Origin of the sequence: Parvibaculum sp., from assembly GCF_030651915.1 — a bacterium.
Classification (GTDB): Bacteria; Pseudomonadota; Alphaproteobacteria; order Parvibaculales; family Parvibaculaceae; genus Parvibaculum.
In genome coordinates this window covers 236,900-261,514 of record NZ_JAUSBV010000008.1, presented here as the reverse complement: position 1 = coordinate 261,514, position 24,615 = coordinate 236,900, and the positions used below count along the sequence as shown (strand labels likewise).

The 24,615-nt window shown below is 64.7% G+C and carries 23 protein-coding genes; 15 read left to right on the top strand and 8 right to left on the bottom strand.

The features are described 5' to 3' along the window. Positions 1–14: 14 nt before the first annotated feature. A complete protein-coding gene (locus tag Q7V31_RS12710) occupies positions 15–983 on the bottom strand; it encodes an NAD-dependent epimerase/dehydratase family protein (RefSeq protein ID WP_304734864.1) in 969 nt (322 codons plus the stop codon). A 309-nt stretch (positions 984–1,292) separates the two neighbouring features. On the opposite strand from Q7V31_RS12710, the gene Q7V31_RS12705 reads away from it, so the two are divergent. The 8 genes from Q7V31_RS12705 (at position 1,293) to Q7V31_RS12670 (ending at position 8,783) form a co-directional block, all read left to right on the top strand. Continuing rightward, the gene (locus Q7V31_RS12705; RefSeq protein ID WP_304734863.1) at positions 1,293–2,564 is read left to right on the top strand and encodes a cytochrome P450; all 1,272 of its coding nucleotides are present in this window, start codon (positions 1,293–1,295) and stop codon (positions 2,562–2,564) included. A gap of 27 nt (positions 2,565–2,591) precedes the next feature. Further along, positions 2,592–2,783 (top strand): rubredoxin, encoded by a 192-nt coding sequence (locus tag Q7V31_RS12700; RefSeq protein ID WP_304734862.1) that lies wholly within the window; start codon positions 2,592–2,594, stop codon positions 2,781–2,783. A 174-nt stretch (positions 2,784–2,957) separates the two neighbouring features. Further along, on the top strand, positions 2,958–4,067 hold the full coding sequence (locus Q7V31_RS12695) for a hypothetical protein (protein ID WP_304734861.1): 1,110 nt from the start codon (positions 2,958–2,960) through the stop codon (positions 4,065–4,067). Positions 4,068–4,069: 2 nt separating this feature from the next. Further along, positions 4,070–5,110, top strand: a complete 1,041-nt coding sequence (locus Q7V31_RS12690) for a phosphotransferase family protein (protein ID WP_304734859.1) — start codon at positions 4,070–4,072, stop codon at positions 5,108–5,110. Continuing rightward, positions 5,107–5,556: a hypothetical protein gene (locus tag Q7V31_RS12685; RefSeq protein ID WP_304734857.1), complete on the top strand. Its 450-nt coding sequence runs from the start codon at positions 5,107–5,109 to the stop codon at positions 5,554–5,556. The genes Q7V31_RS12690 and Q7V31_RS12685 overlap by 4 nt, the downstream gene beginning before the upstream one ends. A gap of 85 nt (positions 5,557–5,641) precedes the next feature. Continuing rightward, on the top strand, positions 5,642–6,862 hold the full coding sequence (locus Q7V31_RS12680) for an MFS transporter (protein ID WP_304734855.1): 1,221 nt from the start codon (positions 5,642–5,644) through the stop codon (positions 6,860–6,862). Continuing rightward, the gene (locus Q7V31_RS12675) at positions 6,819–7,676 is read left to right on the top strand and encodes a TauD/TfdA family dioxygenase (RefSeq protein WP_304734853.1); all 858 of its coding nucleotides are present in this window, start codon (positions 6,819–6,821) and stop codon (positions 7,674–7,676) included. The genes Q7V31_RS12680 and Q7V31_RS12675 overlap by 44 nt, the downstream gene beginning before the upstream one ends. Positions 7,677–7,769: 93 nt before the next feature. After that, entirely contained in the window at positions 7,770–8,783 is a 1,014-nt protein-coding gene (locus Q7V31_RS12670) for an NAD(P)-dependent alcohol dehydrogenase (protein ID WP_304734852.1), read from the top strand. On the opposite strand, the gene dgcA is transcribed toward Q7V31_RS12670, so the two are convergent. From dgcA to Q7V31_RS12655, 3 genes are all read right to left on the bottom strand, one after another. Further along, complete coding sequence (gene dgcA / locus Q7V31_RS12665; RefSeq protein WP_304734851.1) at positions 8,780–9,763, bottom strand: N-acetyl-D-Glu racemase DgcA; 984 nt, start codon at positions 9,761–9,763, stop codon at positions 8,780–8,782. The genes Q7V31_RS12670 and dgcA overlap by 4 nt on opposite strands. A gap of 93 nt (positions 9,764–9,856) precedes the next feature. Next, positions 9,857–12,121, bottom strand: coding sequence for a CHASE2 domain-containing protein (locus Q7V31_RS12660; RefSeq protein WP_304734850.1), 2,265 nt, complete (start codon positions 12,119–12,121; stop codon positions 9,857–9,859). Between the two features lie 177 nt (positions 12,122–12,298). Beyond that, positions 12,299–12,697, bottom strand: coding sequence for a cytochrome c family protein (locus Q7V31_RS12655; protein WP_304734848.1), 399 nt, complete (start codon positions 12,695–12,697; stop codon positions 12,299–12,301). 196 nt (positions 12,698–12,893) lie between these two features. On the opposite strand from Q7V31_RS12655, the gene Q7V31_RS12650 reads away from it, so the two are divergent. From Q7V31_RS12650 to Q7V31_RS12635, 4 genes are read left to right on the top strand one after another with little or no spacing between them, the layout of a single operon-like run. Further along, a complete protein-coding gene (locus Q7V31_RS12650) occupies positions 12,894–14,069 on the top strand; it encodes an ABC transporter permease (protein ID WP_304734847.1) in 1,176 nt (391 codons plus the stop codon). Between the two features lie 3 nt (positions 14,070–14,072). After that, positions 14,073–14,843 (top strand): ABC transporter ATP-binding protein, encoded by a 771-nt coding sequence (locus tag Q7V31_RS12645; RefSeq protein WP_304734845.1) that lies wholly within the window; start codon positions 14,073–14,075, stop codon positions 14,841–14,843. A gap of 5 nt (positions 14,844–14,848) precedes the next feature. Further along, complete coding sequence (locus Q7V31_RS12640; protein WP_304734844.1) at positions 14,849–15,757, top strand: MlaD family protein; 909 nt, start codon at positions 14,849–14,851, stop codon at positions 15,755–15,757. 14 nt (positions 15,758–15,771) lie between these two features. Then, on the top strand, positions 15,772–16,440 hold the full coding sequence (locus tag Q7V31_RS12635; protein ID WP_304734843.1) for an ABC-type transport auxiliary lipoprotein family protein: 669 nt from the start codon (positions 15,772–15,774) through the stop codon (positions 16,438–16,440). Positions 16,441–16,675: 235 nt separating this feature from the next. Here Q7V31_RS12635 and Q7V31_RS12630 read toward each other — a convergent pair whose 3' ends face one another. Further along, positions 16,676–18,865, bottom strand: coding sequence for a hypothetical protein (locus Q7V31_RS12630; protein ID WP_304734842.1), 2,190 nt, complete (start codon positions 18,863–18,865; stop codon positions 16,676–16,678). A 330-nt stretch (positions 18,866–19,195) separates the two neighbouring features. On the opposite strand from Q7V31_RS12630, the gene Q7V31_RS12625 reads away from it, so the two are divergent. Continuing rightward, complete coding sequence (locus Q7V31_RS12625) at positions 19,196–19,603, top strand: Hpt domain-containing protein (RefSeq protein ID WP_304734841.1); 408 nt, start codon at positions 19,196–19,198, stop codon at positions 19,601–19,603. Positions 19,604–19,877: 274 nt separating this feature from the next. Here the strand turns inward: Q7V31_RS12625 and Q7V31_RS12620 are convergent, their stop codons facing one another. The 3 genes from Q7V31_RS12620 to Q7V31_RS12610 all read right to left on the bottom strand — a co-directional run bounded on the left by Q7V31_RS12620 (position 19,878) and on the right by Q7V31_RS12610 (position 21,832). Then, on the bottom strand, positions 19,878–20,987 hold the full coding sequence (locus tag Q7V31_RS12620; RefSeq protein ID WP_304734840.1) for an NAD(P)/FAD-dependent oxidoreductase: 1,110 nt from the start codon (positions 20,985–20,987) through the stop codon (positions 19,878–19,880). 105 nt (positions 20,988–21,092) lie between these two features. Continuing rightward, positions 21,093–21,467 (bottom strand): helix-turn-helix domain-containing protein, encoded by a 375-nt coding sequence (locus Q7V31_RS12615; RefSeq protein WP_304734838.1) that lies wholly within the window; start codon positions 21,465–21,467, stop codon positions 21,093–21,095. After that, complete coding sequence (locus tag Q7V31_RS12610) at positions 21,467–21,832, bottom strand: type II toxin-antitoxin system RelE/ParE family toxin (protein WP_304734837.1); 366 nt, start codon at positions 21,830–21,832, stop codon at positions 21,467–21,469. Before Q7V31_RS12610 ends, Q7V31_RS12615 begins: the two co-directional genes overlap by 1 nt. A gap of 177 nt (positions 21,833–22,009) precedes the next feature. Here Q7V31_RS12610 and Q7V31_RS12605 point away from each other — a divergent pair, with 177 nt between their 5' ends. Together Q7V31_RS12605 and Q7V31_RS12600 are read left to right on the top strand one after the other, a co-directional pair. Continuing rightward, positions 22,010–22,930 carry a hypothetical protein gene (locus tag Q7V31_RS12605; RefSeq protein ID WP_304734835.1) on the top strand — a complete coding sequence of 307 codons (921 nt, stop codon included), beginning with the start codon at positions 22,010–22,012 and terminating at the stop codon, positions 22,928–22,930. Beyond that, the gene (locus Q7V31_RS12600; protein ID WP_304734834.1) at positions 22,927–24,606 is read left to right on the top strand and encodes a capsular polysaccharide synthesis protein; all 1,680 of its coding nucleotides are present in this window, start codon (positions 22,927–22,929) and stop codon (positions 24,604–24,606) included. The genes Q7V31_RS12605 and Q7V31_RS12600 overlap by 4 nt, the downstream gene beginning before the upstream one ends. The last annotated feature ends 9 nt before the right edge of the window (positions 24,607–24,615 follow it).

Genomic DNA, 24,615 nt, shown 5'->3' with positions numbered 1-24,615 from the left:
CGCGCAATGCGGCGTCAACGTCCGGCCTGCATCAGCGCCGCGATGCCGGCCTCGCGCGCAATGACCGGCTCATAGCCGAGATCGCGCCGCGCCTTGTCGATTTTCAGCGTGCAATTACGCGACAGCAGCGCCGCCGTATGCGGGTCGATGGGCGGTGGCGTCCGGCGCAGCGTCAGGCGCCAGATGAGGTCGAGAAGCTTTGCGGCGCCGCGTGCGAGCCAGCCCGGCATGTTCTTGTCGGGCAGCTTCAAATCGATGGTGGCCGCCATTTTCGTCATCATGTCGCGGAACGAGATCGGCTCGCCGCCATCGGTGATGAAATAGGCCTCGCCGCCTTTGCCTTGTGTCAGCGCGAGGCGGATCGCATGCACCACATTGTCGACATGCACCGTGTCGGTGAGTGCACGTCCCTTGTCGATCCAGGTGAAGCGGCCGGCTTTGACCATCGCCTGCAAGGCGGGCAGCAATGTCTGGTCGCCAGGTCCCCAGATGAAGCGAGGGCGCAGCACAATGGTCGTGAAACCGTCGTCATTGGCCGCGCGCACCGCGCGTTCGGCCAGCGCCTTGCTGCGCGGGTAGGGCAGCGGCGAGGTGAAGGCCAATGGCGCCGTCTCATCGAGGTCGTTCATCGCCTGCCCGTAAAAAAGTGCCGCCTCGGTGCCGATGTGAACGAAGCGTTTGGCGCCTGCATCGCGCGCCGCCTTCAGCAGCCGCTCGGTGCCCGTCACGTTGATGTCGATGAATTCCTTCATCGGGCCCCAGGTCTCGACCTTGGCCGCGCAATGCACCACGGCATCGACGCCGCGTAGCATCGCCGCGTCGATGCTTTTCAGGTCGCCGCGAACGGGTGCCGCACCCAGTGCCTTGATGATGGCATCGGATTTTTCCGAGCGCGACAGCGCCAGAACCTCGTGATCTCCAGAAAGCTGCCGGGCTGCCGCGCCGCCGACAAATCCCGACGCGCCTGTGACGAATATTTTCATGGCCAGACCCTCTCTTCGCGCGACGTCGAATGACTGCCGGTCACAATCCCGCCGGCGTGTGAATTGAACGGTGAATGCAAGGCATGCGCAATCGAATTACGTCGCGGTATCCTCGGGATGCATCCGGTTTATCTCGGGTTTGCGTAGACCGGTGGCGGCTATCGGTACCGGAACCGCGAGCAAGCGGCAGAACCTGAGTTTATAACGTTGCGCAAGTCGGACATTGCGCGATCACTTGCTCCTTTGATTGCCGCACCAAATAGCCATAGCATCGCTATGGATTTAGGAAGTTCGACAGGAAACACAAACATGATCCCCCAGGATATCGCGCAGACCATTATCGATCCGAAAGCCTATGCGGACGGCAAACGCGTCGACGATGCGTTTGCCTTTCTGCGGCGCGAGATGCCGCTGGCACAGGCGCAGCCGGAGAATTTCGATCCCTTTTGGGTCGTCACGAAGCATGCCGACATTCTGGAGGTCGAACGGCAGAACGAGCTCTTCCACAATGGCGACCGCGCAACCACGCTGACGCCGATCGATGTCGACCAGAAGGTGCGCGAGCTGATGGGCGGTTCGCCGCATCTGGTGCGCTCGCTGGTGCAGATGGACAACCCCGATCACATGAACTACCGGCGGCTGACACAATCCTGGTTCATGCCGCAGAACCTGAAGCGGCTTGAGGCGCGCATCCGCGAGATCGCCAAGGGCTTCATCGACCGCATGGCCGATATGGGCGGCCAGTGCGATTTCGCACGCGACGTCGCTTTTCTCTATCCGTTGCATGTGATCATGGAAGTGCTCGGCGTGCCGGAGGCCGATGAACCGCGCATGCTCAAATTGACGCAGGAGCTGTTCGGCAGCGCCGATCCGGACCTCAACCGGAGTGGCGTCGAGATCAAGGATGCCGATGCCGCACTGGCACAGATCGGAGCCACCGTCGGTGAGTTCATCGAATACTTCAACGCCATGACTGAAGACCGCCGCGCCTGCCCGCGCGACGATCTCGCCAGCGTCATTGCCAATGGTACGATCCAGGAGAAGCCGCTCGGTCATCTTGAGGCGATGTCCTACTACATCATCGCGGCGACCGCCGGCCACGACACGACATCGAACACCACCTCGGGCGGTTTGTGGGCGCTGGCAGAAAATCCCGATCAGTTCGTCATGCTCAAGAAGGATCCCGGTCTCATCCCGAGCTATCTGGAAGAGTCGATTCGCTGGGTGACGCCGGTGAAGCATTTTATGCGCAGCGCCACCGCCGATGCCGAACTGCGCGGAACCAGGATCGCCAAGGGCGACTGGATGATGCTGTCCTATCCGTCGGGCAATCGCGACGAGGATGTGTTTGCCGATCCGTTCTCTTTCAAGGTGGACCGGTCGCCCAACAAGCATGTCGCCTTCGGCTACGGTGCGCATGTCTGCCTCGGCCAGCATCTGGCGCGAATGGAGATGCGCATTCTCTGGGACGAACTTCTGCCACGCCTTGAATCGCTGGAATTGTCGGGTATGCCGAAGCTGATGGAGGCAAATTTCGTCTGCGGTCCGAAATCGGTGCCCATCCGTTACCGGATGCACTGACGGAGCGACGGGTAAAAAGGGGGGGCTATGGTCGGCAAGGACGCGAGCGGCGCTTACAAAACATGGCAGTGCGTAACCTGCGGCTTCATCTATGACGAAGCCGAGGGCTTGCCGGGCGAAGGATTGCCCCCGGGGACGCGGTGGGCCGAAATCCCCGACGATTGGGTTTGCCCGCTATGCGGGACGCCGAAGACCGATTTCGAGATGATCGTGATCTGATCGCCGCCGTTTGCTGACGGATAGCGCTGGCCGGCGGCTGCGCTTCCGTTGCGTCATGGCGGCGATGGTTTCCTGTCAAGTTGACCCCCGCCGAGTGGGCGTTCATTCTGGCTGGCAAAGCAATCAAGAACGAAGCTCGGCCATTGAAGCCGGGCGGCGAGGGAGGCCAGCGCGATGCTCACCAAGGCGGACGATTTTCCGATTCATCAAACACCGGAGCCCATCGCCTTTTCGGGCACCGACCGCAATTTCTACGACCGCTACTTCTTCAACGGTTACACGCGCGAGGGCGAAGTGTTTTTTGCCGCCGCGCTCGGCGTCTATCCGCATCTCAACATCATGGACGCCTCGTTCTGCGTCATCGTCGATGGCGTACAGCGCAACATCCATGCCTCGCGCTTCCTCAACATGGAGCGCTTGGACACGCATGTCGGGCCGATCTCCATCGAAGTTGTCGAGCCGCTGCAATGCCTGCGGGTGCGCGTCGCCGACAATGAATACGGCATCACGGCCGATCTGACGTTTCATGGCCGCGCGCCGGCGCTGAAGGAGCCGCGCTTCACGCGCCGCAACGGGCCGCGCCTGCTGATGGATCTGACGCGGATGACGCAGAATGGCGACTGGGAAGGCTGGATCGAGATCAAGGACACGCGCATCGAGGTCACGCGCGACGCCTTTATCGGCACGCGCGACCGTTCCTGGGGCGTGCGTCCGGTCGGCGCGCAGGACGCACAGCCGATGGTGCCGCCGATGCCGTTCCAATTCTACTGGCTCTGGGCGCCGCTCAATTTCGAGGACCGCATCACGCTGTTCCACGTCAATGACGACGAACACGGCGAACCGTGGAACCTTTCGGGCGTCATATGCCCGCTTGGTCGGGACGCGAAGCCGGAGGAAATGGATCGAGTGCGTTCGGAGTTGCAGTTCGCGTCCGGGTCGCGGCATGCGAAGTCGGCGTCGATCTTTTTCGAGAACCGCAAGGGCGACAAGACCCGCATCGATCTCACGGCCAAATGGAATTTCTACATGATGGGGCTCGGTTACGGGCACCCGGAATGGAGCCACGGCGCACACAAGGGCGACAATGCGCTCGGCTATGAGGAATTCAGACTTGCCGATATCAAGGATTATGCGCCGCCGCATCTGCACATCCAGGCCTTCGTCAAGGCCGAGATGACGCTGCCCGACGGTTCGACGCGGGAGGGCGCCGGCATTCTCGAACAGATGATCATCGGCCCGCATGCGCCGTCGGGCTTCAAAGACATTCTCGACCCGGCGAAATGACGATGGACGATCTCGCACCCCGCATCGCCGCCTATCTCGCGCACAGGATGCCGCAGGCGTCGCAAATCGAGATCAGCGGCGTTTCGCGCATTCATGGCGGCGCCAGCCGCGAGACTTTCCGCCTGAGCGCCAGTTGGCGCGAGGGCGGAAACAGGAAGACACGTCCGCTCATCCTGCGCCGCGATCCGGTGGCAAGCCTGATCGAGACCGAGCGCGACGTCGAATACAACGCCTATCGCGCGTTCCACCCGACCGGGCTGCCGGTGCCGGAGCCGCTTTATCTTGAAACCGATCTCAAATGGCTCGACCGGCCGTTCTTCGTCATGGAGCAGATCGAGGGTTGCACGGCGGGCTCGCCTTTCAATCCCGAACCTTACGGCGCGCTTGCCGAAACGCTCGGGCGTCAGTTCTGGACGCATCTCGGGCACATCGCCGCCGCCGACCCGAAGGAGATCGGCTTCGACGCCAACATGGGGTCGATCGCGCCCGATGCATGCTGGAAGCGCGAACTCGACAAGTGGGAAAAGGTGATCGACGAGGACGAGCTGGCGCCGCAGCCGGTCGCGCGCGCCGCCATCCGCTGGCTCCGGCGCAATCCGCCGCCGCCACCGCCGAAAATTTCGGTCGTGCATGGCGACTACCGCACCGGCAATTTCCTCTTCAATCCGGAAGGCGAGATCCGCGCCATCCTCGATTGGGAAATGTGCCATCTCGGCGACCCGCTCGAAGATGTCGCCTGGGCGGCCGATCCGCTCTGGGCGTTTCAGCGGCCGGACAGGCCCGGCGGCATGATCGCGCGCGATGAAGCTTTCGCGATCTGGGAAAAGGAAAGCGGATTGACGATCGACCCCGGCCGGATGCGCTGGTGGGAGATTTTCAATTCGCTGAAGGGCCTTGCGATCTGGATTTCGGCCGGCAAGGAATACCAGACCGGCGCCAATCGCGATCCCGTTCTGGCCTTTTCGAGCTGGTACTGCACCGATGTTCACAACCGGGTGCTGGCAAAACGGCTTGCCGATTTCGCAAAGGAGGCCCGTCGATGAAACCCGATGTCGATCTGGTGATGCAGGGCTTTTTCGGTACGTTGCTGATGGATGTCGCGCCGCACCTCAACGCCGAATATTCGATGGGCAATGTCGGCATCATGGCGATGATGATGTTCATGACGGCCGAGGAGCATGACCGCGCCGCCGATATTCGTGTCGCCGAGAACACCGAAATGCGGGCGCTTTTTGCCGAGGCGGCGAAGTTGATCGAGGACGCGGCCTTGAGCGCCATGCTCGCCGATGCGGCGGCCAGCCGCGACGCTTCGTTGCGCGTCAAGGCGCTCGATGCGGCCAATGCGGTGCTCAATGGGCTGCTGGTTGAGTTGCAGACGTATGTCGAGACGTCGAAAGCAGCTTGGGCCGGGCCGCTTGACGCGCGGATCTGGGATTATCTCGTCGCTGCCACGGAGCGCCGAAAGCTGACTTTCCCCTCGCTCGGCTGAGTGCTGCGGGTCTGAAACATCCTGCTTCCCGAGGCGTGGCCCGCCGCGCTATGAGTGGGTGCTCCCATCGGGAAGTCCGCGCATCATGTCGCTCTCCGTCCGCCTGTCGATCTTCTATGGCTCGCTATGCCTGTTCGGCGGCATCAACATGCCGTTTTTTCCGGTATGGCTGAAGTCGAAGGGGCTCGGGTCCGAAGACATCGCGCTGGTGTTGGCGACGACGATGTTCCTGCGCATCGCGGCGGGCCCGGTCTTCGCCTTTGTTGCCGATCGCTGGGAGAACCGGCGCGGGGTCGCCATTCTGCTTTCCTGGGCCTCGCTGGCCACCGTTTCTCTCTTTCTCTTCACCGACAGCTTTTGGGCGATCTTCCTCGTTGCCGCCTTGCTCATGTGTCTCTGGCCGTCGGTCACGCCGCTGGTTGAATCCATCGCCATGCGCGCGACACAGGAGCAGGGCGTCGATTACGGCCGCGTCCGGCTCTGGTGCTCGATCACCTTCATCTTCGCGGCGACCGGCGGCGGCTGGCTTCTCGAATGGAACCCGGCCTCGATCGTCATTGCCTGCATGATCGGTTCCATCGCCATCGGCCTTGGCGGCGCGCATCTGCTGGTTAAGGAACGGCCAGTCCGCAAGCGGCGGCGGCGGCCGGGCGGCCAGTTCATGGCGTCGCTGGCGATTATCCGCCACCCGGTCTTCCTGGTTGGACTGGTGACGGCGAGCCTCGTCCAGTCGACCCATGCGGTCTACTACGCCTTCGGCACGCTGAACTGGCAGCAACTCGGCTATGGCGAAAACCTGATCGGCGTCCTGTGGGCGGTCGGCGTTATTGCCGAAATCATCCTTTTTGCCTTCTCGGCGCGGGTGCTCAAGCGGTTCAGCCCTGCATCGCTGCTGATCCTGGGGGCGGGCGCGGCTATGCTCCGCTGGACGTTCACGGCTTTCGATCCGCCGCTCTGGGCATTGTTCGGCCTGCAAATTCTCCATGCGCTGACCTTTTGCGCGGCGCATCTCGGGGCCATGTATTTCGTGGCGGCGGCGGCGCCGAAGTCGCTGGCGGCGACCGCACAAAGTCTTTACGGCGCGCTGTCCTCCGGCGTTATCATGGGCGCGATGACGCTGGCTGCCGGGCCGCTCTATCAGGCATACGGTGGGCAGGCCTATCTGCTGTCGGCGGCGGCGGGTGCGCTGGGTCTTGTGGGCGCACTCTATGTTGCGGCGCGCTGGGATGGCGGTACGCTGATCGAGGAAACAGAGGAAGAAGATGAGCATCGAGATCATTCCGAGCCGACACGCCCTGGGTGCTGAGGTTCGCGGCGTCGACCTGTCGAAGCCGTTGACGGGCGATGCTTTCATGGCGATCCAGCAGGCCTGGTACGACCACATCGTTCTGCTCTTCCGCGGCCAGAAACTTTCCGATGACGACCTGATCCGGTTCTCTCGGCATTTCGGCGAGCTCGACATCGCGCCCGCCAGCGCCACCGACATGGCGGGCGGTCAGGAAAAGTCGCGACCGGAAATCTGGATCATCTCCAACGTGCTCGAAAACGGCAAACCCATCGGGGCGCTCGGCGATAAGGAAGCCGAGTGGCACACCGATATGTCCTACGTGTCGGCGCCGCCGATGGCGAGCGTGCTTTATTCGCTCGAAATTCCGAAAACCGGCGGCGACACGAGTTTTGCCAATATGTACAAGGCGCTCGAAACGCTACCTGCCGATTTGCGTACCGCTATCGAGGGCCGCATCTGCAATCACGACGCCAGCACCACCAGCGTCGGCGAGTTGCGCGCCGGCGCCGACGCCGTTATCGATGTGCGCACAGCACCCGGCGCGAAGCATCCGGCGATCCGCACCCATCCGGCGACCGGCGGCAAGGCGCTTTATCTCGGCCGCCGTCTCAACGGTTATCTCGAGGGACTTCCCGTCGAGCAAAGCGAGCAACTTCTCGACCGCTTGTGGGCGCATTGCGCGAAACCGGAATTTTCGTGGACGCATCAATGGGCGGTCGGCGATCTCCTCATCTGGGACAATCGCTGTGCGATTCACCGCCGCGACGGTTTCGACGGGCGCGAGCGCCGCGTCATGCATCGCACGCAGATCAGGGGCGATACCCCTCGCTGAGCCGGACCTTGCGTCAAATCGCTTCCGTTTGACATCCGCTTTTTCTGCGCCAGTTATTGCAGCAACAAAATTCAATGAACGGGAGAAAACGACATGCGCGCGATGGAAATTCAAGGCGCCTACGGCATCGACAATCTGAAGCTTGCCGACAGGCCCGTTCCGAAGGCCGGCCCGGGTCAGGTTGTCATCCGCATGAAAGCCGCCTCACTCAACTATCGCGACCTCGCGACCGTCAGCGGAACCTATGGTCCCGGTCACAAGCTGCCGCTCGTCCCGCTCTCGGACGGCTCGGGCGAGGTGGTGGAAGTGGGCGAGGGGGTGCGTCGCCTGAAGGTCGGCGATCGCGTGGCGCCGAGTTTCTTTCAGGGCTGGCTGTCCGGCGATCCGGTGCCCGAAACGCTCGGAAGCACGGCGCTGGGCGGACCGATCGACGGTTGCGCGCAGGAATATATGTGTCTCTCCGCCGAAGGCGTGTCGAAGGCGCCGGCCAATCTCAGCCATGAGGAAATCGCCTGTCTTCCCTGCGCCGCGCTGACCGCATGGCGCGCGCTGGTGGTCGAAGGGCGGATGAAAGCCGGCGACACGGTGCTTGTCCAAGGCACCGGTGGCGTTTCGATTTTTGCGCTGCAGTTCGCAAAGGCGGCCGGCGCGCGCGTCATCGTCACCTCGTCATCGGATGAAAAGCTCGAACGCGCGGGGAAACTCGGAGCCGACGATTTCATCAACTACAAGACGACACCCGACTGGGCAACGGAAGCGCGCAAGCTGACCGGTGGGCGCGGCGTCGATCACGTGGTCGAGGTCGGCGGCGCGGACACCTTTCCGCAGTCGATCATGGCGGCGCGTGTTGGCGGCCATGTCGGTGTCATCGGCATTCTCAGTGGCTTGAGCAAGGACGTAAACGTCGCTGCGATCTTTTCGCAGAACCTCAAAATCAGCGGCGTCACGGTCGGCAGCCGCGCCCATTTCGAGGATATGACGCGCGCGATCGAACAGAACGACATTCACCCGGTGATCGACAAGCGGTTTGGCCTCGACGAAGCACAGGACGCATTGCGGTTGATGGCGGGGGCCTCGCATTTCGGCAAGATCGTCCTCGAGATCTAGCCCCACAGCTCTCGTTCCGGCGGATGGACGGTGCTGCCCTCGTAGCGCAGGCCCGGCGCGCGGTCTTTGGTCAGCAGCAGCGGCCCGTCGAGGTCGACATAGTCGGCCTTTTGCGCGATCAGCATGGCCGGTGCCATGGCCAGCGACGTCGCCACCATACAGCCCACCATCACGCGCAGCTTGCGCAGCTTCGCACAGCGCACCACCGACAAGGCTTCGGTCAGGCCGCCGGTCTTGTCGAGCTTGACGTTGATGAAATCGTAGAGGCCGACAAGCCGCTTCATGCCTTCAAGGCCATGCGCGCTTTCGTCGGCGCAGAGCGGCACCGGGCTGCTGATGTCGCGCAATGCTTCGTCGTCCTTTGCCGGCAGCGGCTGCTCGATCAGCGCGACGCCGAGCCGCGCCAGTTCGCGCGCCATCGGCATCACGTCGTCGGCCGTCCAGCCTTCATTGGCATCGACGATCAGCGTCGCATTGGGCGCGCCTTTGCGCACCGCTTCGACGCGGGCGATATCGTCCGTCCCGCCGCCAAGTTTCAGCTTCAGCAGCGGGCGGTGCGCGTTTTCGCGCGCGGCCTCGCGCATCGCGTCCGGTGCGGCAAGGGTCAGTGTGTAGGCGGTGGTCACGGGTTTCGGTTCGTCGAGGCCGGCCAGTTTCCAGACTGGGCATTGCGCCTGCCGCGCCTCGAGGTCCCACATCGCGCAATCGATGGCATTACGCGCCGCGCCACGTGGCATGGCGCGTTGCAGATCCTCGCGCGTCAGCCCGTCGGAAATCTGAGGCTGCAGGGCGCGGATCGCGGCCAGCGTGTCTTTTTCGGTTTCGCCGTAGCGCGCATAGGGCACGCATTCGCCGCGTCCCGTCGCCCCGCTTTCGCGCAGCTTCACGACGATGACGCGGGCTTCGGTTTTAGAACCGCGCGAAATCGTGAAGGCGCCCGCGATCGGCCAGGATTCGATGTCGACGTCGATCTCGCGCATGGAAAGGGGCGGCCTCGTTGCGTGCTGGAATCGGAGCGCGATCATGGCGCGGCAGCGTCTTGCCGCCAAGCCCCGTATTGGGACAGCCGCTCCCTAGACGCGACCGGCAAAAAAGGCGCCGTTCCAGTGCGGACCGGGCGGGTTTGCCTCATAGCCGGCGATGCGCGCTTCGTAGAAGTCGTAGAGCGTCGGGATCGCGCCATTGAGCTTGCGGCATTCGGCGATGGCGGCCCGCGCCTCGGCCCAGCGCTGGCTGCGATAGGCCGAGAAGATCAGCGCATGCGCTTCCTGCAGCGCGCGAAATTTCGGATTGGCCCGCATGATCGGATCGCCGAGCAGCGCATAGACGCGGCGGCCTTCCGGGTGGCGCGGCGTCGACACAAGGTCGATCTCAAGCAGGGCATAACGGCCGCCGACGCTGCGCTGCGTGCCTTCGCCGACGATGATCGCCGGGCCATAATGGCGCGCGTTCCGTTGCAGATAGGCCGCGAAGCTGACCGGCTCACCGAGTACGCCATAGTCGAAGCGCTGGACGGCGCCCATATTGCCCGTGATCGCGGTGCCCGTGTCGATGCCGATCGACAGGCTCAGCGGCACATGGCTCAGATGCTGGCGAAACGCATCCTCTTCGAGGAATTCGTTCAGTGCTTCCAGGTTCTCGACCATGCGCAAGGCGGCATCGCAGCCCTTGGAGGCGTGGTCGGAGACATCGAGCGGCGCATTCCAGACCGCAAAAAGCGTGTCGCCGACGCCGCGATCCACCATGCCGTTGCGGTCCTGCACGATCTTGGTCATCGGCGAGAAGAAGCGATTGAGAATATCGGCATAGGCCGTTGGATCTTCGAGATAGCGGTCGGCGATGATGTTGAATCCGCGCAGGCCCGCGACAACGGAGGATACGTCGCGCAGCGTGCCCTCGGCGCGGATGAGGCGCGGATTGGCCTTCATGCGGGCAAGGCCCGATGAGGAGAGACGGCGGCCGAACTGCGTCTCGACGAAGCGGATTTCGTCCTCGGTATGCAGCCGCGTCATCAGCGCGCAGGTGAAGCAGGCGAGCAGCAGCGTCACGGCGCCCAGCGCCGGGTCGAGCAGCCAGCGATGCGTTTCGAATGCCCACCAGGACCCGTAGGCGCTGCCGGCGATCAGCAGCAGCGTCAGTGTGAAGCCCCAGCGAAGGCGGAAGCGGCGCACGACGAGAATGACGAAGATGCCGCCGAGGAAAATGGTGAGCTGTTCGGCACTGGCCGCCCAGCCCGGACGGACCAGAAAATGGCCGCCGGCGATCTGGTCGATGGCGCTGGCGGCGATGGCGCCGGAGGCGAGCGCGGTTCCGGCCGGCGTGTCGAACATCCGTTCGACGCCGTTCGCCGAGACGCCGATCACGGCGATGCGTCCTTCGAGCGACGGCACATCGGCCGAGCGGTCGAGCATCTTCCAGGCCGGCACGGCGCTGCGTGTGTCGTCGCGGCCGAAATAAAGCCGGAGCCTGCCATCCCTGGTCGTCTGCGCGACGAGGGGCGTGTCGCCGATTTCGACGCGCTCGAGGCCGGGCTCCATCTCGAAGGAGAAGCCGTATTCGGGCGCGGCGACAATGGCGCGATAGCCGCTGCCGTTGCGCGCCACGCGCAGTGTTTCGAGCACATTGGAGGGATAGAGCGTGCCGTCCAGATTGACCAGCAGGGGCAGATCGCGCACCCGGATGCCGGTGGCGGCGTCACCCGGCAGGCTCGCGCCGACGCCGCGGGCGGCGACCTCGAAGGGCGCGAGCGTCGGGCGCCAGGTCTTGTATTCATGCATATAGTGCCGCGGTTCGCCGCCTTGCGGCACGATCGATGCGGGGCGGGCCGGCATGTGCTGTCCGTCGAAGGCGGTCTTTCCCGGCACGAAGGAAACGACGGCCTGCGTCGCGCGCAACTGGGCCGCCAGTTCGCGGTCATGATCGGGAAGGCTTTGCAGCGCGCCCGCGAGGCCGGCGAAGTCGCCCCCGGCCGGCAGCGGCGCCCAGAGTTGCATCAGTTCGCGGATGGCGGTCGGATCCGGCTCGGACAGGGCTGCGTCGATCAGGATGGCGGTGGCGCCGCCCTCGCGCACGCGCTCGACAAGCTGGGCCAGCCGCTTGCGCGGCCAGGGCCATGCGCCGAAGCGCTTGGCCGTTTCGGCGTCGATGTCGACATAGACGGCATGCGGGCCGGCCGGTGCCGCTTCGCGCGGCAGGATTTGCTGATAGAGATCGAAGACCTGATTCTGCAGGAAACTGCCCATGCCGCGCGGATCGTAGATCGCAACGGCGAGCCCCAGCACAAGCACAAGGCCCGGCAGGATTGCGGAAAGTCTGCGGAATGCAGGCGTCGGATTCATGTCTCACTGCGACCGCCCCGGGGAAAATGCCGGAACGGGTGCCCCATATTGAAACTTTCGACCCCGCCCTTGTCTTGTTACGGGACAAAGACGGATGCCGCTACTGCTTTTGCTGCAGCATTCGTTCCAGCGCCGGGCCGGCGCGGGCGCGCCTTAATTATGGCGATATGTGGAAGTTTATTCGGCGTCGGTCTCGCGCTTCAGATAGGCGATCAGGCTGGCGCGTTCCTCGGGCTTTTTCAGGCCGGGAAAAGCCATGTTGGTGCCCTTCACCATCGCCGCCGGGCGCTCGAGATAGGTCGAGAGCGTTTCATCGGTCCAGACCAGGCCTTCCTCGCCCTTGGCCTTCATGGCCTTGGAATAGGTGACGCCTTCGCGCGTTCCGGCCGTGCTGCCGAAAATGCCGTGCAGATTGGGGCCGATGCCGTTCTTGCCGCCCTCATCGAGCGTGTGGCAGGCCTTGCAGCGGGCAAAGAGCTTCTCACCGGCGGCGAGATCGGCCTCCTCGGCGAGCGCCGCGCCCGGCAGCGAAAGCGCCAGACCGATTGCCGTCAAACCTGCATAGAAACCACGCATGGGAACACCTTTCTGAAGGTCGGGACCGGGATTGAGCCCGGCTGCCGCCGGGACAGAGCAGGAAACTAGCCCGGCGGTGCCGGCAAATCCATGCGGCACGCGCGCGCGCAAGGCCCGTGTGGGATTGCTTGCCGTCGGCCGGGCCCGGGGGCACAGTGCGTCAATCGACGGGTGCGGGGCGGATTTTGGGGGCGGTTTGGCCGGGACGCATAATTCAGCAGGACGGGAGCCGGATGCCGCGACGCCAGCGTCCTGCACGATCGGCGTCGAGGCCGGGACCTTGCGCATCGTGGCGGCGGGCGACTGGTCGATTGTCCATCTCGATCCGATCGACCGGCAATTGCGCAAGCTGCTGGCCGCGCCGCCGGAGGCCCGGCGCGCCGAAATCGATTTCACGGATATCAGCCGTTTCGACACGGCGGGCGCCTGCGTGCTGGCGCGCACGGCGACGTTCCTGCGGGCGGGCGGACTGGCGGTCGATCTCAAGAACATCAGCGAGGCCCAGCGCATCCTGATCGACAAGATCGGCCGGGGCGGCGTGCCCGAACCCGTCATCCATCTTTCGCAGCCGCTTTATATCGAGTTCACCGGCCGGGTCGGCGAGGCGGTGCGCGCCATTGGCGGCGAGGCGCTGGGCATGCTCGGTTTCGTCGGTGCCGTTGTCGTCACCGCCGGCCGCACCATCGTCCATCCGAGTCGATTTCGCATCGTTCCCTTCATGCATCACATGGAGAAGGCCGGTTTCGACGCGTTGCCGCTGGTCTGTCTGCTGACCTTTCTGATCGGCGCCGTCGTTGCCCAGCAGGGTGCGGTACAGCTCAAGCAGTTCGGTGCCGAGGTCTTCACGGTCAATCTGATCGCCATCATCTTCCTGCGCGAGGTCGGGTTGCTCTTGACCGCGATCATCGTGGCCGGACGTTCGGGCAGCGCCTTCACGGCTGAAATCGGTTCGATGAAGATGCGCGAGGAAATCGATGCGATGCGCACGCTCGGTCTCGACCCGATGGAAATGCTGGTGCTGCCGCGCGTGCTGGCGCTGATCGTGGCGTTGCCGCTGCTGACCTTCGTCGCCAATATCATGGGCCTGATCGGCGGCGGCGTCGTCGTGCAGCTGATGCTCAACATGTCGCCCGGCGTCTATATCCAGCGCGTGCAGGAGGCGATCGGTTTCTGGACCTTCGGCGTCGGTCTGGTCAAGGCGCCGTTCATGGCCGCCACCATCGCGCTGGTCGGCTGCCGCGCCGGCATGGCGGTTTCGGGGAGCGCCGAATCGGTCGGCGCGCAGACAACACGCTCGGTCGTCTATTCGATCTTCCTCGTCATCGTTCTCGATGCGCTTTTCGCCATGTTCTTCACCGCTGTGGATATCTAGGCCATGCAGAAGGGCGAACCCATCATCGAAGTCGAGGGCCTTGTCACGCGGTTCGGTGACAATGTCGTCCATGACGGTCTCGATCTGACGGTGAAGCGCGGCGAGGTGATCGGCATTGTCGGCGGTTCGGGTACCGGCAAGTCGGTCCTCTTGCGCACGATCCTCGGCCTCAAGACGCCCGATGCCGGGCGCATCCGTGTCTTCGGCATCGACCTTGCCGAACTGCCGGAAGAAGAGCGCCGCCTCCATGAGCGGCGCTGGGGCGTGCTGTTCCAGGACGGGGCGCTCTTTTCGGCGCTCACCGTGGCCGAAAACATCCAGGTTCCGTACCGGGAGCATCTCCATCTGTCGCCGGAGCTGATGAATGAACTGGCGGCGGTCAAGATTGCGATGGTGGGGTTGAAACCGGCGGCGGCCACGCTCTACCCCTCGGAGCTGTCCGGTGGCATGCGAAAGCGAGCGGGCCTGGCCCGTGCGCTGGCGCTCGACCCGGAAATCCTCTTTCTCGACGAACCGACCGCCGGTCTCGATCCGATCGGCGCGGCGGCGTTCGACGAGCTGATCAACGATCTGACGGAAACGCTGGGCCTGACGGTCTTTCTGGTCACCCACGACCTTGATACGCTCTATGCGACCTGCGACCGGATAGCGGTCATTGCCGAGAAGCATGTTATTCTGATCGGCACGATCGACGACATGCTGTTGAGCCGTCATTCATGGGTGCATGAATATTTTCACGGGCCGCGGGCGCGCGCGGCCTTTGCGGGCAAGTAAGAGCCATGGAAATCAAGTCCAACAATGTGCTGATCGGCGCCTTCACGCTGCTGACACTGGTCGGCATCTTCCTGTTTGTGCTCTGGCTCAACGGCGTGCAGCTCAATCGCCAGTTTGCCTATTACATGATCATCTTCGACGGTTCGGTGTCGGGTCTCTCGGTCTCGGGCCCGGTGCAATATAACGGCCTGCCGGTCGGCAAGGTCGTCGACCTGCGGTTGATGGAGCGCAATCCCAACAAGGTTGTCGCCATCGTCGAACTCGATGCGCGCACGCCGATCAAGGAAGATTCGGTGGCGCAGCTTGAGCTCTCGGGTCTCACCGGCGTTGCCTTCATCCAGATCACCGGCGGCACCGAGGGATCGGCGCCGCTGACGGCGCCATCCGATCGCGAATACCCGATCATCCGCGCCGCGCCGTCCGTGTTCCAGGATCTGCTCGCGGCCGGCCCCGAAACGCTGCAAAGCGCCAACAGTCTGATCCGCGACCTCAATGCGGTTGTGACCGCCAACCAGCAAGCGATCACCGAGGCGATCGAAAACATGAACACGATATCGGCGGCGCTGGCCGGCGGTTCGAATGACATGAGCCGGGCGATCAAGCAGCTTTCCGAGGCCTCGGTGCATCTCAACAGCCTGAGCCGCAATGCCGATGCGCTGCTCAAGGACGATGTCCGCCTCTTCCTCACCGATGCGCGCGAGGCCGCGCATTCCTATCGTCTGGTCGCCGAGGAACTCGACACGGTTCTGAAACAGAGCGGGCCCGGCCTCGGCGCCGGCCTTGCGCAATTGCCGCAACTGGTCGCCGAAACGCGGGCGCTGGTGGCCTCGCTCGACCGGATCGCGTCGCGGGCGCAGGACGATCCGGCCCGCTTTCTGATCGGCAAAAATGTGCCCGAGGTCAGGGCCGAATGAGAGGGCAGGGCGCGATGGACAGCCGGTTTGGAAAAATGCTGCGCGTGGCGGGCCTCGGCCTGATGCTCGGGCCGCTCGGCGCCTGTGCGCTGGCCAATGTCGCCAGCGAGCCGGCGCCCAGTCTTTATGTGTTGACGGCGGCGACGCCGCAGGTGCCGGCAGGCGCGGTGGCGGCGATGGCGCAGGTGGTTGTCGAGGAATTTTCGGCGCCGGCCGCCGTCGATACGACGCGCATCGTCTTTCAGCCGTCGCCCAACGAGATCAAATATTATGCCGGCGCGCGCTGGAGCGACCGCGCACCGCGCATGATCGCCGCGCTGACGGTCGAGACATTGCACAATACCGGACATTTCCCGTCCGCCATCGGTTCGGGCAGCGGCGCGCGCATGGACCTTGCGCTGGTCGGCGACATTCGCCAGTTTGCGGCGGCGCGCGTTGCCACGCAGGGCCTCGGCCAGGCGGCGACGGAAGCGCGCGTCACGCTTTATGTTCGCCTCCTGCGCGCCTCCGACCGCTCGATTGTCGCCAGCCGCGAATTCGCCGCGACGGCGCCCTCGGCCAGCGGCAAGATGACCGACATCGTTGCCGCCTATGACGCCGCTCTCGGGCAAGTGCTGTCGGACATCGCGCTCTGGACGCTCGACGAAGGCGCAAAGGCCTTCCCGAAACGCGCATCGTCATAAGGTAAGGATTCACGCAGAGGCGCAGAGGTGTCGTCACGCGGAGCGAGCGCACGAGGCCCCCGCATACGCCACTTCCTTTCTTGCCGGGCTTCGCCCGGCAAAGGCAATCAAGCGACAGGAAACGGGAACCAGCCACGCATACAGTCCCCTCTGCGTCTCTGCGCCTCTGCGTGCAAAATAAAGAGGCCCTGCTCTGGCAGGGCCTCTCGCTTTCATTCCGGCCAACGGCCGCAGTTCAGCCCAGTTTCCCCGTCGCCTGGCCGAGCATCAGATAGACCTTGCCGGTGTCCGATGTCAGATAGGTCTGCACCAGGATGTTGTCGCGGTCGCGGGCGGTGGCGGCACCGAGCAGGTTTTCGAAAGTGGCGGTGAAGCGGTCGACATGGGTGCGGAAGTCGGCATCCTTCTTGTATTTCGTCGCAATGCGGTCATAGAGATCGCGTCCGGCCAGGTTGTAAAGCCGGCGCGTGAAGACGTTGCGTTCGCCGGCCTGGTAGCGCTGCCAGAGTTCGGCCGGCGGGCTTTGCTCGAGCGCCGCATCGAGGTCGATGGCCAGCGCCTGCAGCGTTTCGATCACATGCAGCGAGGCGCGCTGGAAGTCGCGCTCGCCGCCACCGGTGATGTCGGCGGCGTCGGGTGCGGCCGGCTTGCGTTCGGCAGCGGCCAGCAATTCCGACAGGCCCCAGCGGCGCGGGCTCTCGGCCGCGCGCGGCGTTTGCGGTGTTGGCCGCGCCGGCGCGCCGATATCGTGGAGGGGGGCCGAGCGGTCGAGCGTGCGCGCATGGCGCACCACGATTTCGGCGATGGTCGCCAGCGCCGAAACCTGTTCCTGCAGCACGTTCTTCAGCGCCAGCGCGCTTTCGGCGGCCTCGCCGGGCAATTCGTCGATGCGGGCGGCCAGATCGTCGGTCGCCTCGTGCAGCGCGCGGCCGGCTTCGCGCGCCGTGCCGCCGAGGCGGATCATGGCGGCGTTGAAACGTTCGGCCGCATTGTCGCTTTCGGCGGCCGTCGCCTCGATGATGCCGCGCAACTCGCCGGTGCGGCCGGCGATCTCGCTTGTCAGCGCCGTCGTGACGCGCATCACCTCTTCGCTCATCGAGACGGTGGCCGACTTGACCTTTTCGGTGGTCTTGTCGATCGCTTCGGCGGCCGAGCGCGCCACATCGGTCGAGAGCGCGCCGGTCGCGGCTTTCAATTCGTCGACGGTGGCGCCGATGGCCCGTGTCGCGGCGCCGGCCGAGCGGCTGACGGCGGTCGAGGCGCTTTCGGCCTCGGCGGCGGCATTGCGGATTTCGCCGGCGATCATGTCGCGCAAGGCGGCGGCGCGGGCGGCGGCGGTGTCGAAGGTCGCTTCGATGCCGGTGCCGAGGTTTTCGACGGCCACGCCGATCTGCGCCGTATGGCGGGCAAGGGCCGCATCGGCCGTTTCCATCGTCGCGCGATGACGTTCGAACGCGCTGTCGAGCCGCTCGCGTTCGGCATTCATGCGGTCGGCCGCCTCGGCAATCGCCGCGCGCTGCTGGTCGTAGCGCTGGCCGAGATCCTCGGCCTTGCCGAGCGCGCCCGCCGCCACCACTTCGAGGCGCGAGGATTGGCGCTCCAGCATCAGCGCGGTCGCATCGGCGCCGGCGCGCGCCGCTTCGCTGACGCGGCCGAGCGTCCCGGCCTGTTCCGACACCCGGTCGCCGGCGGCCTTCAGGTCGCTTTCGGCCTTGCCGGTCAGCCCGCGCACGGCCTCGACCTGTTCGCGGACGGCGCGTGAAATCGCATCGCTTTCACTGCCGAGTGTGCGGGCGATTTCCTCAAGGCTCTCCCGGTGGCGGCCCAGCAGTTCTTCCATCGCCCGTGTGCGGAATTCGGCGCGGCCGGTGCCGCGGTCGATCTCCTCGACCTCGCGGGCGACGATCTCCTTCAGGTCGTTTGCCTGTTTCAGCGCCGCGTCGAGCCCTTCGCGCATGCCGGCGAGTTCGCGGCGCACGGCGCCCGAGATGGTGGCGATCTGACCGCTGGCGAAATCTTCCGGGTCCGACAGGCGGATCGCGGTGCGGGCCAGCGCGTCGGCCATCAGCCGCATTTCCTGGCCGCGCCAGACGACAAAGGCCAGCATCCAGATCAGCGTGACGGGGGCGAGGGCGGCGGCCGCGATCAATCCGGTTTCAAGCTGCGTCAGGGCCTGCAGCCCGTCGGTCCCGTAGCGGCCCCAGAGAAAGGCGGCCTCGGCGCCCAGAACGAAAAGGCTCGCGACCAGCGCGGCGCCGAAAATGCGCGGGCTCGGGCGGCGCTGGATCAGCCGGTAGAGGGCGCCGGTTTCGGGGCTGTCCTCATTGGCGGCGTGGACGCGGGGTTCGGTTGCTTCGCCGGGCGTCGCGCTGTCTTCGGTGGCGGGCCGCGTTTCGGCTGTTGGCGACATGTCATTGTTTTTCATGAAAGTTCCGGCCTCCCCTGGCCCGTCCGGGGGCCTTGGCCGCCCGCCACATCGCGTCAGCCTGTCCGATGCCCCCGGCGCCGTCAACCATAAGGCCGCCACAAAGAAAGGCCCCGGGCACGGGGGACATGCCGGGGGCCGAAAGGGGGGCTGACGGCGCGTGGTTGCCGGCTCTCGGGGCCCGCTGGAACGCGCTGTCGGGGTCAGCTTAGGCCCTTGTTAACCATAATTGCAATGACCGCCGCCCGCCGCCCGGTCCGGCTTAACGATTCTGCAGCGCCTCCGCCCCTAAGCTGCCTGCAACGGGAATGACGGCATGGAGCGGGTCCGATGAAACCCCAGGCAAGTGCGGCGACGGCGAATGCGGCAGGCGCGGCGATGACGTTCCGGGCCGGCGAGGCTTCGGTCCCGGCCGGGCGGCCGCTCGATCTGGTGCATCTGGCGAAATACACGCTCGGCAACCGCGCGCTGGAGATCGAACTGCTCGGTCTCTTCCGCGCCCAGGCCGGCATCTATATCGAACGCATCGAAACGGCGGTCACCGCCATCGACTGGAAGAACGCCACCCACAGCCTCAAGGGCTCGGCCAAGGGCCTCGGCGCCTGGCCGCTGGCGGCACTCGCCGAGGAAGCCGAATGGATGGCCGTCGACGGCGAAGGCCGCGACGACATCCTCGCCCGCCTCCGCGATGCGGCGGCCGCCGTCAACGCCTTCATCGACAGCATCGTCGACGCCTGAAGCGCGGCGGTTTTTTGCACGCAGAGGCGCAGAGGCGCAGAGACGCAGAGGTGCCGCATCTGCGGCAAGGCACTGCGCTTCCCCAACCGGATGCATGGACGGAGCGGCAGCGACGAAAGAGAAGGTTTTCTGGCGCTTCGCGCCGGAAGTGTCTTCGCGCCGCAGGCGCAATCATTGAAACAATGGAGGCACGGCCGGTCTCAAGGGCACAGCCCCTCTGCGTCTCTGCGCCTCTGCGTGAGTCCTTCTTTTCTTTTCCGCGCCGTCGCGTGAATCAAAAATCCTCGAGCATCCCCACAACCTCGTCGGCGATCGCCAGCGAGGCCGTCAGGCCCGGGCTTTCGATGCCGAAGAGATTGACGAGGCCCGGCACCCCGTGCGCTTCCGGCCCTGCCATCGCAAAGTCGCTGTCGCCGCGCGCCAGCTTCGGGCGGATGCCGGAATAGGCAGGCGCCAGCGCGCCGTCGGGGAGCGCCGGCCAGTAGCGCCTGATCGCCGCGTAAAACGCCTCGCCCCGCGCGGCGTCGACGGTGTAATCCGGCGTCCCGCTCTCCGCGAGCCATTCGACATCGGGCCCGAAACGCGCCGCGCCACCCATGTCGAGCGTCAGATGCACGCCGAGCCCGCCATCGCCGGAAGGGGCCGGATAGATCAGCCGCGAAAACGGCGCCCGCGCCGCGCAGGAAAAATAATTGCCGCGCGCAAAATGCAGTGCCGGCACATGGCCCGCATCGAGCCCCTTGATTGCCCGCGCGACGCGCGCCGCCGCGAGCCCCGCCGCATTGACCAGCAGCTTCGTTTTCAGCCGCGTTCCGCCCGCATGAATGACAAATCCGTCCGCCCCGCGTTCCGCACGCGCGAATTCGGTGTTGAAGGCAATGGCGCCGCCCGCATCTTCGAGCTCGCCGCGCAAGGCGAGCATGAACGCATGCGCATCGAGTATCCCGGTCGAGGGCGATAGCAGCGCCGCCGCGCAACGGAGCGCCGGTTCCAGCGCGCGGGCCTCCGCGCCGGTCAGCGCCCGCAAATCCACCACGCCGTTCGCCCGCGCGCGGCCCGCGATCCCGTCAAGCGCTTGCGCCTCGCCCGCATCGCTGGCGACAATAAGCTTGCCCAGGCGCCTGTGCGGCAGCTTCCGCGTTTCGAGAAAATCGTAAAGCGCCGCGCGGCCCGCCCCGCAGAGCCGCGCCTTCAGGCTCCCTTGCGGATAGTAGATGCCGGCATGGATCACCTCGCTGTTGCGCGACGAGGTCTCGGTGCCGATGGCGCCATGCCGCTCCAGCACCACAACCTCGCGGCCCTTGAGCGCCAGCGCTCGCGCGCAAGCCAGCCCGACAACGCCCGCGCCGATCACCACGGCTTCGATCTGATGTGTGTCGGTCACGGGTTGCGGTCTTCCGATTCTTGCGGCGGCGGTCACTCAGAAGTGCCGGAGAACGGGGAGGGTGGCAAGGGGCTGCTCGGAGACGCTATCCGCCTCTTCTGCGCCTCACTTCCCTCGCGCCGCCTTGTTCCGACCGCTCTTCGGTTTTCCGGCGTTCTTCTCAGGCGCGAGTTCGCCGATGCCGGACACGACCACCGCCGGGCGGTCCGGGAACCGGGCGACGAGATCGAGCGATCCGCCCATCGCCGCGACATAGGTCTTCAGTGTCGAGAGCAACAGATCCGACCGCTGCTCCAGCCGCGACACGCTGTCCTGTCCGATCTTGAGAACGTCGGCCATTCGCTCCTGTGTCAGTTCGCGCGCCTTGCGCAGATCGCGAAGCGTCATTTCCTCGGCGATCAGTTCTCCGGCGCGCGCCTCGATCTTCCTGCGGCGCGCCGCCGGGAGGCGGTCCATCATCTCCTTGAGATTCTTCGGCATCAGCGGCCTTCTTTCTTCTTCAGACGCGCCAGATGCGCATCGAACCGTTTGTCGGCCCTGGCGATCAACTGTTTGTAGAACCGTTTCGTTGACTGCCCCGACTTGTCGCCGGCGACCAGCAGGATGCCCTTGCGCTCGGGATCGAAGGCATAGGCCACGCGCCAGACGCCGTCATCGGCCGCGAAGCGCAGCTCCTTCATATTGGCGTGCTTCGACCCTTCCAGTGTATCGGCATGTGGCCGCCGCAGCTGCGGTCCGAAGGTTTCGAGCAGCCGGGCATGGGCCAGCAACTCGTCCTGAGCGTCTTCGGGCATTTCGTTGAACTCGGCTTCGAAAGCCGCATCGAAGAGCACCTGCCATGTCATGAAAATATGGACTCCAGATAATATGGTGTCAAGTACATATTGTTGGCGTGGGGCAGGGTAAGAATGCGCGGGCCGGGCGGCAGGTGGCAAGGGGGCGGGGCGCGGCTTTACACGCGCTTTCGCCTTGGGTAGCGTCTGAACTCCTTGTTTTCCTGTTGTGCCGTTGCGGATTCGATCATGACGAACAGTCTTCCGGCCGCTCTCGACGACGCGGCGCCCGTGACCGGCGGATCGGTAACCGATTTCAATCGCTGCCGTGCCCATGTGCTGCAGCGCATCGCCGAGACCCAGGGCAGCACCTGGCCTTTCGAGCACGCCTTCATCGAGAACATCTTTCCGGCGGATTATTACGCGGCGCTGCGGGCGCACATGCTGGCGTTCAAGCACAGCGACAAGGTCAGCGAGCGCCATCAGGACAATCCGCTCTACGTCAACAAGCGTTACAATCTCGTCGAGGATTACAGCGACGTCATCGGCTGCTTCCGGCGCGTCTTCTCCGACCGTGAGGTCAAGCAGGCGATCCTGCGCAAGTTCTACCGCGTGCCCAGCGCGGCGCTGGCCGATGCGCTGGCGATCCATGAGGAATTCGAATTCGTCTTCACCGAGGCGGGACGCTTCCAGAACATTCACATCGACATTCCGCCGAAGTTCCTGTCGCTGGTCTTCTACATTCCCGAACATCCGGTAACGCCGGAGCAGGAAGAGCGCAACGCGACCATTCTCTACGACAAGGAGCTGAAGCCGCATTATCTGGCCCGCTTCAAGGCCAATTCGGTCTGCACCTTCGTGCCGCAATTCTCGTCCTATCACGGCTTCTCCTCGACGATCGACCGGGACGCGCTGGTGATGTTCTATGTCAATGGCGATGCGTTGCGGCAATGGCAGTCGATCCGCAAGGCGGCGAAGGACCAGCCGCCCTTCACCGGCCTTCTCGATGCCATCGAACAGAAGCTGAAGGATCACCCGCTGATGTCCTTCGATGAGGAGGGGCGGCGGCTGGCCGAGGAGCGCGCCGCCTGTCTGGTCAACGCGCCGCAGGGCCGCGTCCTTGTCGATGAACATGGAAAGCCGTTGCCGAAAGACACGCACCCGGAATGAGAAAGACGATCTGGGCGTGCTGGTTTCAGGGGCGCGAGGCCGCGCCGCCGCTGGTTCGGAAATGTCTCGACAGTTGGGAGCGAAAGAACCCCGATTGGGAGTTCCGCTGCCTCGACGCGCGGACCGTCGAGCGTTTCGTTCCCATTCGGGATCTGATCGATCTCGACAACCGGACGATCACGGCGGCGTCATTGTCGGACATCGTTCGAATTTCTCTGCTTCACGAGTTTGGCGGCGTATGGGCCGATGCCACCTTGTTCTGCAACCGGCCGCTCGACGACTGGCTGCCGGATGTCATGCAGGAAGGATTTTTTGCCTTTGCCGATCCGGTTCCCACCCGCCCGCTCTCGTCATGGTTCCTGAGCGCGGAACCGGACAACCGGCTTGTTGCCGAGTGGTATCGCAAGACGATTGAGTACTGGCAGGATCGCACCCGCTCGAACGACTATTTCTGGTTTCACCACCGGTTCAAGACGATCTGCGAAACCAGCGGATTTTTTGCCGGCCTGTGGTCCCGCGTGCCGAAGGTCAGTGCCGGTCCATCTCATGCGTTGCAGGCGCCCGGCTGCATGTACAGTCCGGCGGCGGATGTCGGAGACCGGATCGACTGGACGACACCCGTCTTCAAGTTGACCCATCGGCTGGCCCGACCGCTGCACCCGGACTCGGTTCTGGCGCGGGTGCTCGGTCCCGATGCGGAAATGCTGCCGGTTTCAGCGCCGCCGACCGGGCCGGCCGCCGCGCCGGCGGCATTTGCGTCGCTGAAAGTGGCGACCGAGAATCTCGGCGACCATGTCCAGATCCTTGCCGGCCGGCAGCTGCTGTCGCGCTTCGGCGTCGCGCATCGCCATGAGATCGACCGTGACGACGAAATCATGTCGGCGCCCTGTCTCGACGCAGAAGGGGGCGAGGTCGGCATATTGCTCAATGGCTGGTTCAAGACCAATGACGCCGAATGGCCGCCGCACCCGAAGCTTGCGCCGCTGCTCTTCGGCTTTCATATCCGGCTGTTTCAATGTCCGGCGCTGGTGTCCGACGCGGCCATCGCATTCTATCGGCGCCACCAGCCCATCGGCTGCCGCGACAGCTACACCGCACAACTGCTTGCCGGGCACGGCGTCGAGACCTTTGTCAGTCACTGCCTGTCGCTGACATTGCCGCGCCGTGTCGCCAGCGACGCGCAGTCCGAGGTCTTCGTCGTCTCGCGCGATGCGCGGATATGCGACCGGTTGCCGCCGGAGCTGGGGCCCTGCAATTTCGTCTCGCATTATTCGGGTTCGAACGATTTCGCCGCCAACATGCGCGAGGCGGAAAGCCTTCTTGAGCTCTACCGGGCGCGCGCCCGGCTCGTCGTCACGACGTTGCTCCATTGTGCGCTGCCGGCCATCGCGATGGGCATTCCGGTGGTCATGTTCTATCCGCTCAACAGCGAACGCGGCCACGCGTCCGACCGCGAACGCTTTTCTTCGCTGACGGATTTCCTGCCGGTTCACGATCTCGACGCACAGGCGCAGAACGGCTGGCGCGATGTCGACTGGAATCCGGCGCCGGTCCGGATCGGCGACACCAAGCTGGCGATCCTCGACCGGTTCTTCGAGATGGCCGGAAAATGGAAACTGCCGCCCGCGCCGCCGCTCGGCCCCATCGCACCGCCGGATGTCCTGCCGGTGTCGTGACGGCGACAC

Coding starts and splice junctions, on each gene's coding strand:
- Q7V31_RS12615 (WP_304734838.1), bottom strand. CDS start 21,467: ATGCCGAAGAATCTCAAGGAGATGATGGACCGCCTCCCGGCGGCGCGC.
- Q7V31_RS12645 (WP_304734845.1), top strand. CDS start 14,073: ATGCAGAAGGGCGAACCCATCATCGAAGTCGAGGGCCTTGTCACGCGG.
- Q7V31_RS12675 (WP_304734853.1), top strand. CDS start 6,819: ATGAGCATCGAGATCATTCCGAGCCGACACGCCCTGGGTGCTGAGGTT.
- Q7V31_RS12605 (WP_304734835.1), top strand. CDS start 22,010: ATGACGAACAGTCTTCCGGCCGCTCTCGACGACGCGGCGCCCGTGACC.
- Q7V31_RS12625 (WP_304734841.1), top strand. CDS start 19,196: ATGAAACCCCAGGCAAGTGCGGCGACGGCGAATGCGGCAGGCGCGGCG.
- Q7V31_RS12690 (WP_304734859.1), top strand. CDS start 4,070: ATGGACGATCTCGCACCCCGCATCGCCGCCTATCTCGCGCACAGGATG.
- Q7V31_RS12640 (WP_304734844.1), top strand. CDS start 14,849: ATGGAAATCAAGTCCAACAATGTGCTGATCGGCGCCTTCACGCTGCTG.
- Q7V31_RS12630 (WP_304734842.1), bottom strand. CDS start 18,865: ATGAAAAACAATGACATGTCGCCAACAGCCGAAACGCGGCCCGCCACC.
- Q7V31_RS12685 (WP_304734857.1), top strand. CDS start 5,107: ATGAAACCCGATGTCGATCTGGTGATGCAGGGCTTTTTCGGTACGTTG.
- Q7V31_RS12710 (WP_304734864.1), bottom strand. CDS start 983: ATGAAAATATTCGTCACAGGCGCGTCGGGATTTGTCGGCGGCGCGGCA.
- Q7V31_RS12600 (WP_304734834.1), top strand. CDS start 22,927: ATGAGAAAGACGATCTGGGCGTGCTGGTTTCAGGGGCGCGAGGCCGCG.
- Q7V31_RS12635 (WP_304734843.1), top strand. CDS start 15,772: ATGGACAGCCGGTTTGGAAAAATGCTGCGCGTGGCGGGCCTCGGCCTG.
- dgcA (WP_304734851.1), bottom strand. CDS start 9,763: ATGCGCGAGATCGACGTCGACATCGAATCCTGGCCGATCGCGGGCGCC.
- Q7V31_RS12700 (WP_304734862.1), top strand. CDS start 2,592: ATGGTCGGCAAGGACGCGAGCGGCGCTTACAAAACATGGCAGTGCGTA.
- Q7V31_RS12610 (WP_304734837.1), bottom strand. CDS start 21,832: ATGACATGGCAGGTGCTCTTCGATGCGGCTTTCGAAGCCGAGTTCAAC.
- Q7V31_RS12655 (WP_304734848.1), bottom strand. CDS start 12,697: ATGCGTGGTTTCTATGCAGGTTTGACGGCAATCGGTCTGGCGCTTTCG.
- Q7V31_RS12695 (WP_304734861.1), top strand. CDS start 2,958: ATGCTCACCAAGGCGGACGATTTTCCGATTCATCAAACACCGGAGCCC.
- Q7V31_RS12670 (WP_304734852.1), top strand. CDS start 7,770: ATGCGCGCGATGGAAATTCAAGGCGCCTACGGCATCGACAATCTGAAG.
- Q7V31_RS12705 (WP_304734863.1), top strand. CDS start 1,293: ATGATCCCCCAGGATATCGCGCAGACCATTATCGATCCGAAAGCCTAT.
- Q7V31_RS12660 (WP_304734850.1), bottom strand. CDS start 12,121: ATGAATCCGACGCCTGCATTCCGCAGACTTTCCGCAATCCTGCCGGGC.
- Q7V31_RS12680 (WP_304734855.1), top strand. CDS start 5,642: ATGTCGCTCTCCGTCCGCCTGTCGATCTTCTATGGCTCGCTATGCCTG.